This is a genomic window from Paraburkholderia kururiensis JCM 10599 = LMG 19447, assembly GCF_003986935.1.
GTDB lineage: Bacteria > Pseudomonadota > Gammaproteobacteria > Burkholderiales > Burkholderiaceae > Paraburkholderia > Paraburkholderia kururiensis.
Window position 1 is genome coordinate 18,459 of the sequence record NZ_RJZE01000010.1, and the last position, 15,454, is coordinate 33,912.

The 15,454-nt window shown below is 65.0% G+C and carries 12 protein-coding genes; 2 read left to right on the forward strand and 10 right to left on the reverse strand.

Features of this window, described 5'->3' with window-relative positions; genetic code table 11:
* Nucleotides 1–2: 2 nt before the first annotated feature.
* The 5 genes from PKKP23_RS13530 to galU form a co-directional block, all read right to left on the reverse strand.
* On the reverse strand, nt 3–1,571 hold the full coding sequence (locus tag PKKP23_RS13530) for a type II and III secretion system protein family protein (protein ID WP_420873226.1): 1,569 nt from the start codon (nt 1,569–1,571) through the stop codon (nt 3–5).
* 53 nt (nt 1,572–1,624) lie between these two features.
* Complete coding sequence (cpaB, locus tag PKKP23_RS13535; protein ID WP_126877281.1) at nt 1,625–2,653, reverse strand: Flp pilus assembly protein CpaB; 1,029 nt, start codon at nt 2,651–2,653, stop codon at nt 1,625–1,627.
* Between the two features lie 12 nt (nt 2,654–2,665).
* Entirely contained in the window at nt 2,666–3,175 is a 510-nt protein-coding gene (locus tag PKKP23_RS13540; protein WP_168724568.1) for an A24 family peptidase, read from the reverse strand.
* A 49-nt stretch (nt 3,176–3,224) separates the two neighbouring features.
* Nucleotides 3,225–3,404, reverse strand: a complete 180-nt coding sequence (locus PKKP23_RS13545) for a Flp family type IVb pilin (protein ID WP_017773933.1) — start codon at nt 3,402–3,404, stop codon at nt 3,225–3,227.
* Nucleotides 3,405–4,035: 631 nt separating this feature from the next.
* The gene (gene galU, locus PKKP23_RS13550; RefSeq protein ID WP_026121272.1) at nt 4,036–4,929 is read right to left on the reverse strand and encodes a UTP--glucose-1-phosphate uridylyltransferase GalU; all 894 of its coding nucleotides are present in this window, start codon (nt 4,927–4,929) and stop codon (nt 4,036–4,038) included.
* Between the two features lie 75 nt (nt 4,930–5,004).
* On the opposite strand from galU, the gene PKKP23_RS33755 reads away from it, so the two are divergent.
* Complete coding sequence (locus PKKP23_RS33755; RefSeq protein WP_161978107.1) at nt 5,005–5,163, forward strand: hypothetical protein; 159 nt, start codon at nt 5,005–5,007, stop codon at nt 5,161–5,163.
* Nucleotides 5,164–5,221: 58 nt separating this feature from the next.
* Here PKKP23_RS33755 and PKKP23_RS34115 read toward each other — a convergent pair whose 3' ends face one another.
* The gene (locus tag PKKP23_RS34115; RefSeq protein ID WP_017773931.1) at nt 5,222–5,365 is read right to left on the reverse strand and encodes a hypothetical protein; all 144 of its coding nucleotides are present in this window, start codon (nt 5,363–5,365) and stop codon (nt 5,222–5,224) included.
* Between the two features lie 262 nt (nt 5,366–5,627).
* On the opposite strand from PKKP23_RS34115, the gene PKKP23_RS13555 reads away from it, so the two are divergent.
* On the forward strand, nt 5,628–6,935 hold the full coding sequence (locus PKKP23_RS13555) for an acyltransferase family protein (RefSeq protein WP_126877282.1): 1,308 nt from the start codon (nt 5,628–5,630) through the stop codon (nt 6,933–6,935).
* Here PKKP23_RS13555 and PKKP23_RS13560 read toward each other — a convergent pair.
* The 4 genes from PKKP23_RS13560 to PKKP23_RS13575 all read right to left on the reverse strand — a co-directional run bounded on the left by PKKP23_RS13560 (nt 6,917) and on the right by PKKP23_RS13575 (nt 15,424).
* A complete protein-coding gene (locus PKKP23_RS13560; protein ID WP_240658994.1) occupies nt 6,917–8,791 on the reverse strand; it encodes an SMP-30/gluconolactonase/LRE family protein in 1,875 nt (624 codons plus the stop codon). The genes PKKP23_RS13555 and PKKP23_RS13560 overlap by 19 nt on opposite strands.
* Before the next feature lie 190 nt (nt 8,792–8,981).
* Complete coding sequence (locus tag PKKP23_RS13565; RefSeq protein ID WP_126877284.1) at nt 8,982–11,471, reverse strand: glycosyltransferase family 4 protein; 2,490 nt, start codon at nt 11,469–11,471, stop codon at nt 8,982–8,984.
* Nucleotides 11,468–12,934 (reverse strand): flippase, encoded by a 1,467-nt coding sequence (locus tag PKKP23_RS13570; RefSeq protein ID WP_126877285.1) that lies wholly within the window; start codon nt 12,932–12,934, stop codon nt 11,468–11,470. Before PKKP23_RS13570 ends, PKKP23_RS13565 begins: the two co-directional genes overlap by 4 nt.
* A gap of 216 nt (nt 12,935–13,150) precedes the next feature.
* Entirely contained in the window at nt 13,151–15,424 is a 2,274-nt protein-coding gene (locus PKKP23_RS13575; RefSeq protein ID WP_126877402.1) for an NHL repeat-containing protein, read from the reverse strand.
* Nucleotides 15,425–15,454 lie beyond the last annotated feature (30 nt).

A 15,454-nucleotide genomic window follows, 5' to 3' on the forward strand; every position in this document is an offset into this window, starting at 1 on the left:
TCTCAGTAGACGTAGCCGGCCGCGCCCACGAGGCGGGGTTCGGCGCTGCTCGCCGTGCCGTCGCCCGGGGTATGCCCGAAGCGCCGGCCGAAGCTGTATTCGATGTCGTTGGCCGGCGACTGCAGCGATTCGAGCGGCGAGCGCAGGCGCGCGGCCTGGGTGGGCTGCACGATGTACGGCGTCACCATGATGACGAGTTCGGTCTTGTTGTTCAGGTAGTTCGTGGAGGAGAACAGCTTGCCGAGAATCGGAATCGAGCCGAGGCCAGGCAACTGCGACACCGTGTCTTTCGTCACGCTTTGCAGCAGGCCCGCAATCGCGAAGCTCTGGCCGCTGCCCAGTTCCACCGTGGTATCCGCGCGGCGCACCGAGAGACCCGGCACCGTGATGCCGCCCGTGGTCACGCTGACCGAGGTGTCGATCTGGCTCACTTCCGGGCGCACCTTGAGGCTGATGCGGTTGTCGGCGAGCACGGTGGGCGTGAAGTCGAGCTTCACGCCGAACTGCTTGAAATCCACGGTGATGGCGCCGTTCACCTGCGAGACCGGAATCGGAAATTCGCCCCCCGCGATGAAACTCGCCGTCTGCCCCGAGAGCGCGACCAGGTTCGGTTCGGCGAGCACGGTGAGGAGACCTTCCTCGTTGAGCGCGTCGATCAGCACCTGGAGGCTGCTGTGGGCGGTCGAAAACGCGCCGAACAGCGAGAATGCGTTGTTCGTCGGCAGGTTGGCCGCGGTCACGCCATTGGTCGTCGTGAAGATCGGGCGGCCGCTGAAAACGCCGCCGAACCAGTTGCCCGTAGCATTGCCGATAGACTGCCAGTTGATGCCCAGTTGCTGCGTGACGTTGCGGTCCACTTCCGTGATGCGCACGAGCAACTGCACCTGGAGCGGCCGGGCCACCGTCATGCGGTTGATCAGCACCTCCTTGTCGTCGAGCCAGGGCGTGACGGCCTGGACGACGGCGTCGGCATCGGCGGCGTTGGCGGCGTCCCCCGCAATCTGCAACGAGCCCACCCCTTCCGTCACGGAGAGCTTCAGGTTCGGAAAGCGCGCGGCGAGTGCGGCACGCAGCGCGTCGGTGTCGCGCGAAACCGTGATCGCGCGTTGCAGCAGCGTGCGGTTGTTGGGGCCGAGCACATAGAGCGTCGTGGTGCCGCTCTTCTTGCCGAGCACGAACACGGCGCGCGGCGACGGCACATGGACGTCGGCCACATTGGGGTCGGCTACGAAAACCGAGGTGGCGTCCTCATTGAGCCGCAGCAAGGTGCCCTTGCCCGCGGTGACGGCGAGCGGTCCGCTTCCGTATGCGGGGAGTTCGGCGCGCGCCGCGTTGGTTTCGTGCGTGTCGTGTGAACTGCGCGATGCGGCAGCTTCCTTCCTGTTTGCGCCGATCGCCTGACGACCGGCCACCGTTGCCTCGCCCTGCGGCGCAGCCGCCTGCGCGGGCACGATCCACGTGAGCGCGGCCCACGCGAGCCCGGCCGCCCGGATGAACGCCCAGACGCGTGCCCAGACGCGCGCCCGGCACGCCGCGCGTCGAGTTCCGGCGTACGGCGCGGCGCTGCGAATCGGACTATAGGGCTGGCTCATGCTTCGGGTTCCTGAAAAAGGCACCATGCGCGTCAACGCGTGGGTTGCTCGGGTGCGCCCGGCGCCGGCGGCGGGCCGCCCGCCGGCATGCCGGCGTTGCCCGACAGGGCCGCCGCAGCAGCCGCCATGGTCGAGGGCAGCGGCGGCGTGCCGGCACTGCCGCCACCCAGGTTGTCCGAGCGTTCCGAACCGCGATAGATGACAACGGACTTCGGCGTGGGCGCGACGGCAACAGGCGCGCCTTGCGGGGCGCGCGCCATGTGCGGGGCCGGCAATTCGCGTACCGCGCTCGAGATGTCGCCCGCCCAGACGGGGCGTGCCTGCAGCGGTCCCGAGGCCGGTACGGCGGAGGCCGCGTCGGCCTCGCGGCTCGCCTTCGCGAAGCTGCGCAGCGCGAACGACAGGCTGCCGAGGCGCGCTGCGACCGACACCACTTCGGCCATGTGCGGTGTAACTTCCAGCGTCACGGTGCGCGCGCGGTTGTTGGCGTCGGGGGCGTCGCTCGTTTTCGGGCGGCTCAGTTCCGAGCCCACCGCCAGCACGCGCACGCGCTCCACGACGGTTTCGCTCGATACGGCGAGGTCCGGAGAATCCGTGCGGTGGTCCATCTGCTGGGTGAGCAGCAGGTCCACGTAATCACCCGGCTGGATCAGACCGGCGTTGCCGGACACATCGTCGATCGCGACCGAGACAGCGCGCATGTCGGGCTTGAGTGTCGCGGCGAGGAAACCCGGCGCGCTCGGCAGAATCACCTCGTCGGGGCCGAGCACGGTGCCCGCCGCGGCTGCGTGACGCAGCAGCGCGCCCTTCAATTCGATGGCGTTCGGCGCGTTGGCGATGATGGCAGCGGCCGGCACGTTGCCTGCTGGCACGTCTTTCCAGGCGAGGTCGTCGTCGCGCAGCAGCAGACCTTGCGGCAAATCTGCCGCGCTCACGCGGATCTTCACGGTGGACACGGCCTGAGCCGCGGGATGCGAAATGCTCGCCACGACCGTTCGCACGATCAACGCGATCAGTACGGCGCCCACGAGCAGCAGCAGAATCTTGATGATGTTCGACATGGCGGGCCCCTTCTATCGCACAGCCAGCAGCGAGAACCACGCGGGCAGACCGATCACGGCCGTGCCACCCGCAGCGAGCGCAACGCCATAGGGCACGCCGCGCGTGCCCGAAAACATCGCCAGCGCCCGCACCGCTCGCGCCCGATGCTGCGGGTCAAGACGCTGCGTCGCGAGGCTGACGAGCGCGACTACCGTGCCGCTCACCGATATCAGCACGAGTGCGGGCCACGAGAGCGGCAGGCCCGCCCACAGAAAGATCGCCGCGGCCAGCTTGGCGTCGCCGCCGCCCATCCAGCCGAGCGCGAACAATACGGCACAGACCGCGAAGACCACGCCGGCCAGCGCCACGTGAGACAGCACATCGGACGCGCTGCGGTGAACCACGAGCGCATCCGCGAAGAAAAGCAGCCCGAGTGCGAGCACGGATCGCGTAGGCAAGCGTCGCGCGCGCACGTCGATGACGGCGAGCGAGAACAGCACGGCCAGCGCCACAGCCCGAAGGGCGAGAGAAAGTAACGGCATGATGCAAGCAGGGGAACCGGCACGCGGCAGACTCCCCTCGCCAGACGAATCAGCTTCCTGAAGCGGTGGTGATCTTCGTAAAGAGACCCGTGAACAGGTTTCCGATGCTCGTGTTGAATGCCGTTCCGACAGCGGTCAGTGCAACAGCAACGATGCCGGCCATGATGGCGTACTCCATGGCGCTTACGCCACGTTCGTCGCGGACAAATGCCTTCAGAAGTTTGCGCATTTGAGATTCCTTTTCCCAAGGAGTTGAACAAGGGCGGCCTTCCGGACATCCGTAAAACGATTGCGATATACGGACCCAGGATGGCTAGGCAAGTTAACGGCGAGCCGTTTTTTATCTTTAGGAATACGAGATTCCTGCGCGCTTTCCCTGGTGCCGATGCGAGACGAAACGCAGGGTCGTTCATTTGATTTGGCTCAATGTCCGCCTCGCGCAATTGTCGTTGCGTGCAAGGTCGTGCGTGCGCGCCTGTGCCGTCAGGCGTTAGGTACGGTGAGCGTCAGACGTTCTGAACCTCTTTAGATTGTTCTTTTAGTTCAAGCGCGAAGCGCTATGATCTGATGAATGTGTGCGCGCTGGACGGCACGATTTTCCGACCCATTGTTCTGGACTTCGAAAGATGCGAACCGTGCATGAAACACGAATTTCGCGCGATGCCTGGTGCTTTCCCTGGCCACACCTTCATGACGCGGAAAAACTGCCGTGCTACGAAGCGCCGCACCGCCCGGGCAGGTGTTCGTGTCGATCGGGAAGACGAAATGACAACGGGCGACCGGTTGCTGACCGGTCGCCCGTTTGAACTCGAGAATGACTTGTGCTGTGGCGGCCCCGGTAGCCGGAGCCGGCCCCGGAATCAGGCGGCCGCCGCCGTGATCAGGGTGGGCAGATACGCCTGCAGATATTCCTCGAACTCGTCCTTGACTTCGGGGTGGCGCAGCGCGAACTCCACCGTCGCCTTGAGGTAGCCGATCTTGCTGCCGCAGTCGAAGCGCGTGCCGTGATAGCGGTACGCCAGTACCTGTTCCTCGGCGAGCAGCGATTGCAGCGCGTCGGTCAGCTGCAGCTCACCGCCGGTGCCTGGATTCAGTGCGCGAATGTGCTTGAAGATGGTCGGCATCAACACGTAGCGCCCCACCACGCCGAGGTTCGACGGCGCCACTTCCGGAGCCGGCTTTTCGACGATGCCCGAAAGCTTGATGACATCCTCTTCCCATTCACGGCCGTCCACCACGCCGTACGAGCGGCTGTGCTCGCGCGCGATCGTCTCCACGCCCACCACGGAGCTGTGATAGTGGTTGAAGACGTTGACGAGCTGCTTCATGACCGGCGTCGTGCTGTGCAGCAGGTCGTCCGCGAGAATCACGGCGAACGGGCTGTCACCCACGAGCTTTTCGGCGCACAGCACCGCGTGCCCCAGGCCCAGCGCTTCGGGCTGGCGCACGTAGAAACAATCCACGTGACTCGGCTTGATGCTGCGCACGAGTTCGAGCAGCTTGTCCTTGCGGCGTGCTTCGAGTTCCGCCTCGATCTCGTACGACTTGTCGAAATGGTCTTCAATGGCGCGTTTGCTGCGGCCCGTTACGAAGATCATCTCCGTGATGCCCGCCGCGATCGCCTCTTCTACCGCGTACTGGATCAGCGGTTTGTCCACGATGGGCAGCATTTCCTTCGGGCTTGCCTTGGTAGCGGGCAAAAAGCGTGTCCCGAGACCAGCCACAGGAAAGACAGCTTTGGTAACTTTTAGCATTGCAGGTATTCCCCCATCGATTGCCGATATATGGCACGCCAGTGCAGCGGCGAGCCGGCATCCCCGAAAAGTCTGGTGGAAATTATTTTTGTGACATGGCGTATTCATTGCCTCTTTGAATACGCTAGCAGGAAAAAAATAGGTGGTATGCGCGGAACCGAACTCATGTGGATACCGCCGCCGGAAAGATTTGCAGCCGGCAAAATTGCGGTGCAGCATGATTTTCCGGCCTGAATGGCCTCGCCGACATAACGCACACGACATGCCACGCATACCCGAGCAGAGCGCCAGTCTACTCGGTTTCGTCGGCGTCCGGCAACTTGCCGGAAGACGTCGTAAAGCGCCGGATCGGCTCGTTGCGCAAGGCTTCCCGGTAGGCCGAAGCGGCCACGAGAATCAGGATGACGGCAATGCCCGCCAGTAGATGCAGATTCATGGCTCTACCCTTGAACAGAAGAATGCGAGATTCACCAAGATTCAAGTTATCACGAAAAAAACGGCAAATAATTCAGGACGAAATCCCGCCGAGAGCCCGCTTCCTGTGAATGGCTTTATTTCCGGGCGATATCTTTGTGTCAGGTTACAACGCGATTTTTTATCCATTTTTTCGCTGCATTTTTGGCCATCCCGCTGCACTACGATTGGGGCAGGCGCATCGACGCGCCTGTCATCACCCGTTATCCGTCACGAGGACCCGAATGAGCGATCCCGCACTCGATGCCGCCGGTTCGTCCCTGCGCGTCGCCGCCGTCCGCGAAACGCTTCGCGACACGCTCCATGTCGATGCGGCAGCCGGCAAGGAACACCTCATCGACGCCATGCGCGGCTTCGCAGCGCTGCTCGTCGCCTACTTCCACTGCCGCCAGGTGGTGTGGGTCGGGATGCAGAGCTTCCATCAGGCAATGGGACACGCGCTCACGCCGGGCGCAATTGCCGCGTGGCTTACGCTGCCGGTTGCCTGGGGTTCTGCCGGCGTGCCGATCTTTTTCGTGATCAGCGGTTATTGCATTCACCGCGGCGGCGCCCAGCGGCTCGCGGCACAACCAGGCTACCGCCTCCCTACCCTCAATTTCTGGGCGCGCCGCTTCGCGCGCATCTATCCGGTGCTGCTGGCCGCCCTGATTCTCACGTTCGTACTCGACTCCATCAGCCTGCAACTGCCGCCCGTGAGCCACAAGATTCGCGACATCGGGCTGCAGGCGTTCCTCGTCAATCTGTTCTCGCTGCAAGGCGTGGCCGGCAAGACCTATGGTTCGAACGGCGCGCTCTGGACGCTCTCGCTCGAAATCCAGTTCTACGCGGTCTATCCGCTCGTGTTCGCGCTCAGAAAGCGGATTGGCATGCCTGCGCTCGTGGCGCTCGTCGCACTCGTCAACGTGGCCTCGGCCTGGCTGCTCGAGCGGCACGATCTGCAGTTCTTCACGTCGTACTGGCTCTCGTGGATGCTGGGCGCGTGGATTGCCGACGCGGGTGCCATGCGGCCTGCAGCGGCCTTTGTACCGGTCGCATCGGGCGCCGCTATGCCGCGTCGGCAGCCGTCGCGCCTCTGGTATGCCGCTGCGGCCGCGCTCATCGTGCTGGGCTGCGGCGCATTTCACTTCGGCCAGTACGGTGCATTCCAGCTTTGGGCCACGGGCTTCGCGTGCTGGCTCTACGCGGCGCTTGGCCGGCAAGCGGCACAAGCGGCACAAGCGGCCTCGCGCGGCGCGGCGGCACGCACAGGCAACGGTGCGCCGGGGCTCGCGCTCAGCGTGCTGTCACGCTTCGGCGACTTCAGCTACTCGCTCTATCTGATCCATCTGCCCATCTTCGTGCTGCTCGGCTCGCTGTTCTTCCGCTCCGAACTGCAGCTTGCGATCTGGCCGTCGTTCGCTTTCATGCTCGCCGTGCTGCCCGTGGCCTGGCTCTTCTATCGCATCGTCGAACTGCCTGCCATGCGCTGGTCCGCGAGGCTCAAGCCGCGCGCGGCCAAACCGCTGGCAACGCCTCAAGGCGTCCAGCGATAAACCACGAGGCTCGACCCGTTGTAGTTGTCCTTCGTAATCACGTATTGACCGGTCGAGCTCAGGTAGGCGCGCACGCCATACATCGAGTCCACGTCGTTACCCACATCCATCGCGCTCGTGTTGTTATTCACGAGCGTAGTGGTGAGCGCGCCGGTGTTGAGGTCGAACACGTCGATGTTCGGCACGGTATGCACGTAGCCGAGGAAGAGATAATGGCCCGCCGCTGCCATCGACTTCGCATTGGCGCTCGTAAGCGTGATGACGGGATTCGGCGTGGTCGTGTTGCCCGCGTTCCACCCGTGATACACCTCGATGCGCGTGCTCATCGCCGTCCAGTCCCAACTGCCCGCAATGCCCTGCGCGAGGATCATCGTGTCGCTCTCGGGCAGGTAGATGATGCGTGTGAGCGGGCGGACGCTCGTCGGAATACGGATCGTAACGGGCGTGCCCCATGTGGGCCTGCCGCTCGCATCGAAACCGGTAAGCGGATAGTGATAGATGTGGTTCGTGCGGTCGAGTCCCGCCCAGATATCGCCACGGCTGTCGATACAGAAGCCGCCTGTGACCTGTCGCGTCGTATTGAACGCGGTGCCCGGCAGCGACCCGTCCGGTATCGCAACGTAACCGCTTGCCGGGTTGAAGTGATAGAAGTTGAAGGCGCCCGGGTTCTGGCCCGACGCGACCAGAATGCGGTTGCCGTTCACGGCGACGAGCTGGCCGAAGTGCTGGCCGCGCTGCGTGTCGTTCATGTCGAGCCGCGGATCAGTCGGATAGGTGAACGGATCGATGGTGTTCGCCACATAGGTGCCGCCCGCCGTTCCCGTGTAGACCTCGTTGCCGCTGTAGAAGAACGCGCCGTCAGTGACCGGATCGGGCGCAGCGGCGGCCTCGAAATTGAGCGCCTGCAGCTTCCAGCGCAGATTGCCCGCCGGATCGTACGAGTGAATGTCGGTGGCGCCGTTGCGGCCCAGGTCCCAACCGCCGCCCCAGGGATTGTTGAGCACGTAGAGATTGCCCGCGGCGTCCTTGCTGATGCCCACCACGCGGGTGAAGCGTTTGGGGCCCACCTGCCCTTTCACGCCGGTCGTGCTGTCCAGGTAGCCGCCCGTCACGCCGAAGATGCCCACGAGCGTCGGCGTAGCGGCGACGTTGTAAAGCTTGATGTTCATGTCCGGTCCTTCGTCGCCCACCATCAGTTGACCTGACGATGCGTCGAAGTACAGCGCAGACGGGCGTGCGTTCGTCGCCATCTGGATCGTGTTGAGCAACTGGCCGGTCGGGCTGAATTCGGTCACGGTGCCCGCGCTCTGCTGCGCGACCCAGAGGTTGCCGGTGCTGTCCACGGCGAGTGCGCCGGGGCCCGTGATGTTGATGTCGCGCTGCCAGGTGCCGTCGGTGGTGTACACGCGCACGCGGTTGCCTGGGAAATCGCTGGCGTACAGCAGCGAGCCCGCCGTGGCGAGCCCTGTGATGACGTCGCCGCGCGTCACCGCGTTCCACGCGCTCACCTGGATCAGCAGATCGCGCGTGCCTGTGGTGCGGTTATAGCGGCCCACTGCGCCGCTGCCGTAGGTCGTGCTGTATTGGAGCGCCGCGAAGATCGACGTGACGTTGCCCGTGATCGCGCTGCCCTGAAACTCGCTGTGAATGCCGATCGAGCCTGCGCTCTGACCGTTCTGGTAGATCGCGACGCCGCCTTCGTTCTCGTCCCACAACGACGAGGTGTAGATCACGCCTTCGGGCGAGACCCACATGGAACGCGCGCCGTTGCCCACGTGCGCGGCGATTGTGCCGTAGGTGTTCGCGAGCCAGTCGGTGGTGTATTGCGCGTGAGCATCGGGTGCCATGGTTGCCATGGTGCCGACCGTGGCCGCCATCGCCACAACCATCACAGCGCGAGCAATACGCGTGAGACCCGCTGTACGAACCCGTTCATGAACGTCTTTCGCGACCCGCTGTTCGGCAGATTCGCCGGCGCGCTGGCGCGTCCCTGTTTTGTTCTGTTTCTTCTGTTCCGCCACCATGACCGATGCTCCGTGATTGAAGCTACCCCTTCGCCTGCGGGGCAGCGACCTTTCGCAAAATGCGTTCTACGCCGTCCACATAAGTCTTCGTGCCGAAGCGCCGCCGCGCGGTCTGCAAGCCGTTGGCGACCAGCCTCTCGCGCAACCCGGTGTCCGCGCGCAGTTCGGCGAGCGTATCGGCCAGCGCGTGCGCATCGCCGGGCGCACACAAGAGGCCGTTCACACCGTCTTCCACGATCTCCAGCACGCCGCCGTCGCGCGCGGCTACGACCGGGCGCGCGGCGAGCATGCCTTCCACCACCACACGCCCGAAAGGCTCGGGCGTGATCGAGGTATGCACGACGACATCCACGGCGCACATGCAGGCCGCGACGTCGCGTTGAAAGCCGAGAAAATGCACACGCTCGCCGAGGCCCTTCGCGAGCACATAGGCACGTAGTTCTGCTTCGTAAGCGTCTTCGCCGAACAGCGGCGCGCCCACCAGCACCGCATGCATCTGCGGGTTGAGCACCATCGCTTCGAGCAGCACGTGCTGCCCTTTCCAGCGCGCAAGGCGGCTGAACGAGCCGACCAGATAAGCGTCCTGCGGCAACCCCAGGCGTGCCCGCAAGCGCGCCGGCGGCACCTCGCGCAGGGCCTCGAACGGCGCTTCGTCGATGCCGTTGAACACCACGTCGATGCGCGATTCGTCGAACTGCGTGAGCGCGGCGAACGCCTTCGCCGATGCATGCGAATTCGCGATGACGTGAGCAATGCCGAACTTCGCGCACCACTTGATGATGGTGCGCTGCACCGCGCCGAAATGCGCGGGGCTCACGATGTCGCGCAGATGCCAGACCACGGGCCGCTTCGCGAGTCGGCCCGCCAGCGCGCCGATCACCATGGCGCGCTGCGTGTTGGCATAGATCACATCGGCGCTCTGCGCGCGTCGCGCGGTCTTGCGCACAAGGCTCACGACGCTCGCCAGCACCTTGCCCTTCGGCAACGCACGGCCCTGCTTTCGCACGGCACGCAATGCGCCCGCCTCGAGCACGTTGACCGTAACGCCTGCGGCATCGAGCGCCGTGCGAAACGGTCCGTCTTCGAACAGCACCACTTCGATACGCTCGCGCAGCGCCTTCACGATTTCGAGCAGCGAAAGTTCGGCGCCGCCCAGCACGCCGCTCTGGTCCACCGCGAGCACACGCAGCGCGCGAGCCGCGGCCGAAGGCTTCGATTCATCGAGGCCGGGCGGCTGCCCCAGCGCGGGCAGCGTCGCGCCTTCGAGTGCAGGCACGGCGGAGCGCACGAGCGAAAAGAAGCGTTCGCGAAAATGCGTGATGGAAAAGCGCTCGGCATTCGCCCGGCAGTCCATCGGCGAGAACGCACGTGCGTTGGACTCGAATGCCTCGACGGCGGCCACGATCGAATCGGCGCGTTGCTCGTCGAAGAAGAGGCCCGTGGGTTTCGGCTCCGAAAGATCGCGCACAGTCTCCAGCGCCCCGCCCTTGCCGAACGCGATCACGGGCGTGCCGCAGGCCTGCGCTTCGACCACTGAAATGCCGAAGTCCTCTTCGGCCGCGAACACGAATGCCTTCGCGCGACGCATGCGATCCTGCAGAACAGCGAACGGCTGATAGCCCATGATCTCGACGTTGGGCGCGGCCTTCGCGCGAATCTTCTGCATGTCGGGGCCGTCGCCGATCACCACGAGCTTGCGCTCGGGCATCTGCGCGAAGGCCTCCACGATGAGGTCGATCTTCTTGTACGGCACCATGCGCGAGGCGGTGAGATAGAAGTCGTCCTTCTGCGTGTTGAGCGTGAATGCCTCGACGTCCACGGGCGGAAACACGACCTGCGCGTCGCGCTGGTAGACCTTGTGAATGCGCCGCGCAATGAACTCCGAGTTGGCGACGAAGTGGTCCACGGCGTTCGCCGTGCGGATGTCCCACGTGCGGATGTAATGCAGGATCAAACGCGCGGCGGCGGACTTGGGCCCGTTCGTGAGCTTCGATTCCTGCAGGTATTGATGCTGCAGGTCCCACGCATAGCGGATCGGCGAATGCACGTAGCTAATGTGGATCTGGTCCGGTCCCGTCAGCACCCCCTTGGCGACCGCGTGGCTGCTCGAGATGACGACGTCGTAGCCTGAAACGTCGAGTTGCTCGATGGCAAGCGGCATGAGCGGCAGGTACGAGCGGTACTTCGCGCGCGCGAACGGCAGGTTCTGGATGAACGAGGTCGTCACGGGCTTGCCGCGCAGGAACGTGCGGTCGTCGAGAAAATCGACCAGCGCGAAGAGATCCGCCTCGGGAAAGCACGCCACGATCTGTTCGAGCACGCGCTCGGCGCCCGCATAGGTGACGAGCCAATCGTGCACGATCGCGATGCGCACGGGCCGGTTGCCCGCACGCGCGCGGCGTGCCGGTATGGACCGGCGCGCCACCGCCGGTGTCACGGCGGCATCGGAAACCTCGGTGCGCGCGAGCGGCACCGGTTGCAGAGCGGTGGGTTCGAGCAGTTCGGGATTCATGCGCTTTTCCTCGGATTCAGCCGCACCAGAAGCGAACGGGCCAGTTCGCGCAGCGCGGGTGTCGTCGTGACCGACCACACAACGTTGGCGGCCACCACCGCCGCGCAGGCGGCAATGGCCATGGCAAGCGTAGGCACGAGGCTCGCGAGATACAGGCTGCCCGCGAGAAACGCGAGATGCGGCAGCATGTCGAGCAGAATGGGCCGCATGTGAATGCGGCTCAGGTACAGCAGCACCACGTAGTCAAACAGCGCACGCGTCACGACCGCGACCGCCGCGCCCGCGAGCCCGAAATGCGCGATGCCGAACCACAACAGCCCCGCGAAGATGGGCAGTTCGATGAGCCCCACGCGCGCGGCCGCAGCGGGGTTGTTCTGCGACTGGATGAGAATGCGCGTAACGCTGGCCTGCCCCACGAGCCACACGCCGATGATGAGAATGCGGCCCACGGGTGCCGCTTCGTTTGCGATGACGTTGCCCACCCACAGCCGCAGAAACGGCTCCAGCACGATGGTGGCTACGAGCGCGACCGGCGTGAACACACCATTCAGGAATTCCAGGGACTGGCGCGCGATCTCGTCGGCATGGTCGCGGCGCACGGCGGACAGGCGCGGAAACAAGGTGCGCACGAGCGCGTTGGGCACGATGTTGAGCCGCGTCACGAGGTTCTGCGGCACCGTGTAATACGTAACGAAGCGCGCGCCCAGACCGGTGCCCAGCAGCACGCGGTCCAGCGATTCGGCCACCATGTTGGTCACGCTCGCCACGAGCATCCATCCGCCGAAGCTGAAGAGTGCCTTCGACGTACCGAGCCGTGGCCCGCGCATGCGCGTGAGACCCAGCACGCGCAGCGCCGAACGTCCGAGCAGCCAGGCCGCAATGAGACGCGCCACGACGGCCGCCGCAATCACGTTCTGCAGGTTCGGCGCGATGAGCCAGGCGGCGCCGAGCGGCAGCAGCTGGAACAGAAAGGTGCCGATGGTCTGGTTCGTGTTGTAGATGCCGAAGCGTTCCGCGCCATTGATGGCGCCCGCGAACACCCACGACACGTTCGCTACCGGAATGGCCACGGCGAGCCACGGCAGCGCCATGTAGACCTCGTGTTGAAGCGCGGGCGGCACCTTCGTGAAGTACGCGGTATAGATGAACGCGCCGAAGTAGATGAGGAGCCCGCCAATCACGCCGGTGCCCAGATTGAGCCAGAAGGCGCTCCAGAACACGTCGGCGCATTCGTCTTCATCGCTGGAGGCACGCGCCTTCGAAATATGGTTTTGCGCCGCCATGCTCATGCCGAGGTCGAGCACGCTGAAGTAACCAATCAGCGTCCACACGAGCGCGATCACGCCATAGCGTTCCACGCCGAGCAGATGGATGTACGACGGCACCGTGACGAGCGACACGAAGGTCGGCAGCACGAGCCCGAAGAAATTGATTGCGACGTTCTTGAGGATGCCTTTGTCCATCAGATGAAGCCTTTGCGTGGAAAGTGCATGCGCCCAGGGCGGGCTTCGCCCGAAACGGGCGGCCTGCCGTGCAGGCCGCGCTGCAGTAAAGCACGTAAAAAATCGGCGCAGCCGGGTTTTCCCGTACAGAAAAATATTCGCGCTGGGTCGCGGCGGGTCGTGACTGTTGTTGGCGAACGTGCGGGCCTGCATGCCCGCATCGGCTTCAACGACCCATCAAGCCGGTTTCCAGCGATACATCATCACCTTGCCTCGCGCGTCTTCCTCCACGAAGACGAGGTACTCGCCGTTGCTGCGCCGGTAGGCGCTCACGCCGAACGGCACATCCACCCAGCCCGATGCGTGCCCCACCTCGGGGCCCGGCCGGATCATGCCCACTTCCTTGCCGCTCGCCTTGTCGTAGACGTGCACCACGCCCACGGGCTCGACCACGAACAGGTACTGCCCTTCCACCGTCACGCCGATGGCCGTGGCAATGGGCTTCGACTGCGTGTTCCACGGCAGCGTGACGGTGTAGCGCGCCTCGGGCTTGCCGCTCGACCAGTGGTCGTAGCGCACCAGCACGCGGCCCGCTTCTTTCCAGAACGCACGGTCTGGCGGCGCCTCCGGCGTGTAGCCGGTGGCGTAAAGCGCGTCCGTCTCGGGCTCGTAGATCGCGCGGCGCAATTCAGTGAACGGCGCGGGCACCGCATACGCGGTGAGGTCCGTGTACGAATACTTAGGATTCCCCTTCGCATCGAGCCCGCCGAAGCGAAAGCGAAAGATCCCCTTCGCGTCGCGTGTGCGCCAGATGTCGCCGGCCGTGTCGATCCACCAGCCCCAGCCGCCCGCGAGCTTCGTGCCGCTCGTGTTGAGGCCGAATTCGTCGGCGTCGAAGCGGCCGTTGCCGTTCCCGTCACGCCAGATCCAGTCGCCGCCGGGCGGCGCATTCGGCACGCGCGCCACGGCCTTCGCGCGGCCCGCGATGAAGCCCGAGGGAATCGCGGTCTCGCCTTCACGTTGCGGGTCGAAGCGATAGATCTTCAGGTGGTCCGCATACATGTCGGTGAGGTAGAGGAACGTGTGGCCGTTGAGCCTGCGCACCGTGGGCAGCCCTGGCCATTGGTCCGTGTTGAAGACCGGGTCTTCGGGATAGCGGAAGCGGTTCGAGAGGAAGCCCGCGTAGCTCCACTCCTCGCCCACCGGCTTCGAGAAGTCGAGCACGAAGCGCTTGTTGCCCGTGTAGACGCTGTCCGGCCGCGACGGATCCACCCACGCGCCATCCACGAACAGCAGCCCTTGCAATTGCCACAACCGCTGACCGTCGGGCGCATAGCTTTCGAGCGTGGCGCCCAGACCCGCGCCGATTGGGCCGTTGTGACCGCTCGCGCTATCGGGCGGCCCGATGCCGTTGGTGGACACGTAGATGTTGCCGCGCGCATCCACGCCCACGCCCGTGAGCCCGTTGAAGCGCTGCGGCCCCGGGCGGCCTGCTATGCCCGCGAAGATGCCGCCGCGCTCGCCGAGCGTCGCCGTTTGCGTATAACGTCCAGCGCTGCGGCTGTAGATCAATACCTGCTGGCGCGGACCGTTGTCGGCAATCAGCACGCGGCCTTGCGAATCCGCGGCGATATCGACGGGCACGGTGTCGGCGGGCAGGGCGAACGTGTCGTCGATGGCCCGGCCCGAGGCCGCATAGTGCGCCACGCGCGGCGCGCGCCCGCTGTGTGTACCGGTAAGCACCCAGAGCGTGCCGTCGGCCGCGAGCGCCATGCGGCCCGGCTCGGGTACGTCCCACTTCGTCTTCAGCATCATCGACTCGGCGTCGTAGACCTCGATGCGATTGCGCGCCGTGTTGGCCGCGTAAAGTGTCGTGTCGTTCGCAGCGAGCCCGCCTATTTCGCTGGTCGTGCCGGTGCGGTTCGCGCTGTCGTCGCTCGCTGCGTTTGCCGGGCTCGTGCCCGGCGTGGGCACGTCGTTCACCATCAGGAAGCTCGCGGCGAGCCTTGCATGCGGATCAGCGGCTTTTGCCTGCTGCTGTGCTTGCTGTTGCGCCTGCGGCTGAAAAGGCGCCGCCTGCTTCGGGTCTGCAATCTCGCGGCGCGTAATGCCGTACCACTGGTGTCCTTTGTCCGGCCAGATGCCGGCGCCCTTCAGGCGCCCGCGTTCGTTGCCCACCGCCACGGCCGCAAAGACATAGCGCCGGTTCACCGCAATTGCGTTGCCGCCGCTGTTGCCCCAGCCGTGCGTGCCGCCCGCGAAGCCGAGCGCCTTGCCGTTCTGATACACGCTGATTTCGGCGCCGCTCTCGTCCCACGGCGCATTGGTGTACACCTTGCCCTCCGGCGCAACAGCGATCGCCGTGATGTTGATCTGCACCCACGTGCCATCGCCGTACCCGAATGTGTTGCCGATCCACGAGGTCTTCACGTCGAGCGCTTTCGCTTCGGCTTGTGCGTGGGCTGCTTGTGCGTGTGCAGAGTGCGGCGCGATGGCGGCGCATGCCGCCATGAACGCACAGACGAGCGTGGCCGCGAGCGG

Bases quoted from the DNA above. Each gene is read 5' to 3' on its own strand.
- PKKP23_RS13545 (WP_017773933.1), bottom strand. From the start codon at position 3,404: ATGCGCAAACTTCTGAAGGCATTTGTCCGCGACGAACGTGGCGTAAGC.
- PKKP23_RS13540 (WP_168724568.1), bottom strand. From the start codon at position 3,175: ATGCCGTTACTTTCTCTCGCCCTTCGGGCTGTGGCGCTGGCCGTGCTG.
- cpaB (WP_126877281.1), bottom strand. From the start codon at position 2,653: ATGTCGAACATCATCAAGATTCTGCTGCTGCTCGTGGGCGCCGTACTG.
- PKKP23_RS13560 (WP_240658994.1), bottom strand. From the start codon at position 8,791: ATGGCAACCATGGCACCCGATGCTCACGCGCAATACACCACCGACTGG.
- PKKP23_RS13575 (WP_126877402.1), bottom strand. From the start codon at position 15,424: ATGGCGGCATGCGCCGCCATCGCGCCGCACTCTGCACACGCACAAGCA.
- PKKP23_RS34115 (WP_017773931.1), bottom strand. From the start codon at position 5,365: ATGAATCTGCATCTACTGGCGGGCATTGCCGTCATCCTGATTCTCGTG.
- PKKP23_RS13565 (WP_126877284.1), bottom strand. From the start codon at position 11,471: ATGAATCCCGAACTGCTCGAACCCACCGCTCTGCAACCGGTGCCGCTC.
- PKKP23_RS13555 (WP_126877282.1), top strand. From the start codon at position 5,628: ATGAGCGATCCCGCACTCGATGCCGCCGGTTCGTCCCTGCGCGTCGCC.
- PKKP23_RS13570 (WP_126877285.1), bottom strand. From the start codon at position 12,934: ATGGACAAAGGCATCCTCAAGAACGTCGCAATCAATTTCTTCGGGCTC.
- galU (WP_026121272.1), bottom strand. From the start codon at position 4,929: ATGCTAAAAGTTACCAAAGCTGTCTTTCCTGTGGCTGGTCTCGGGACA.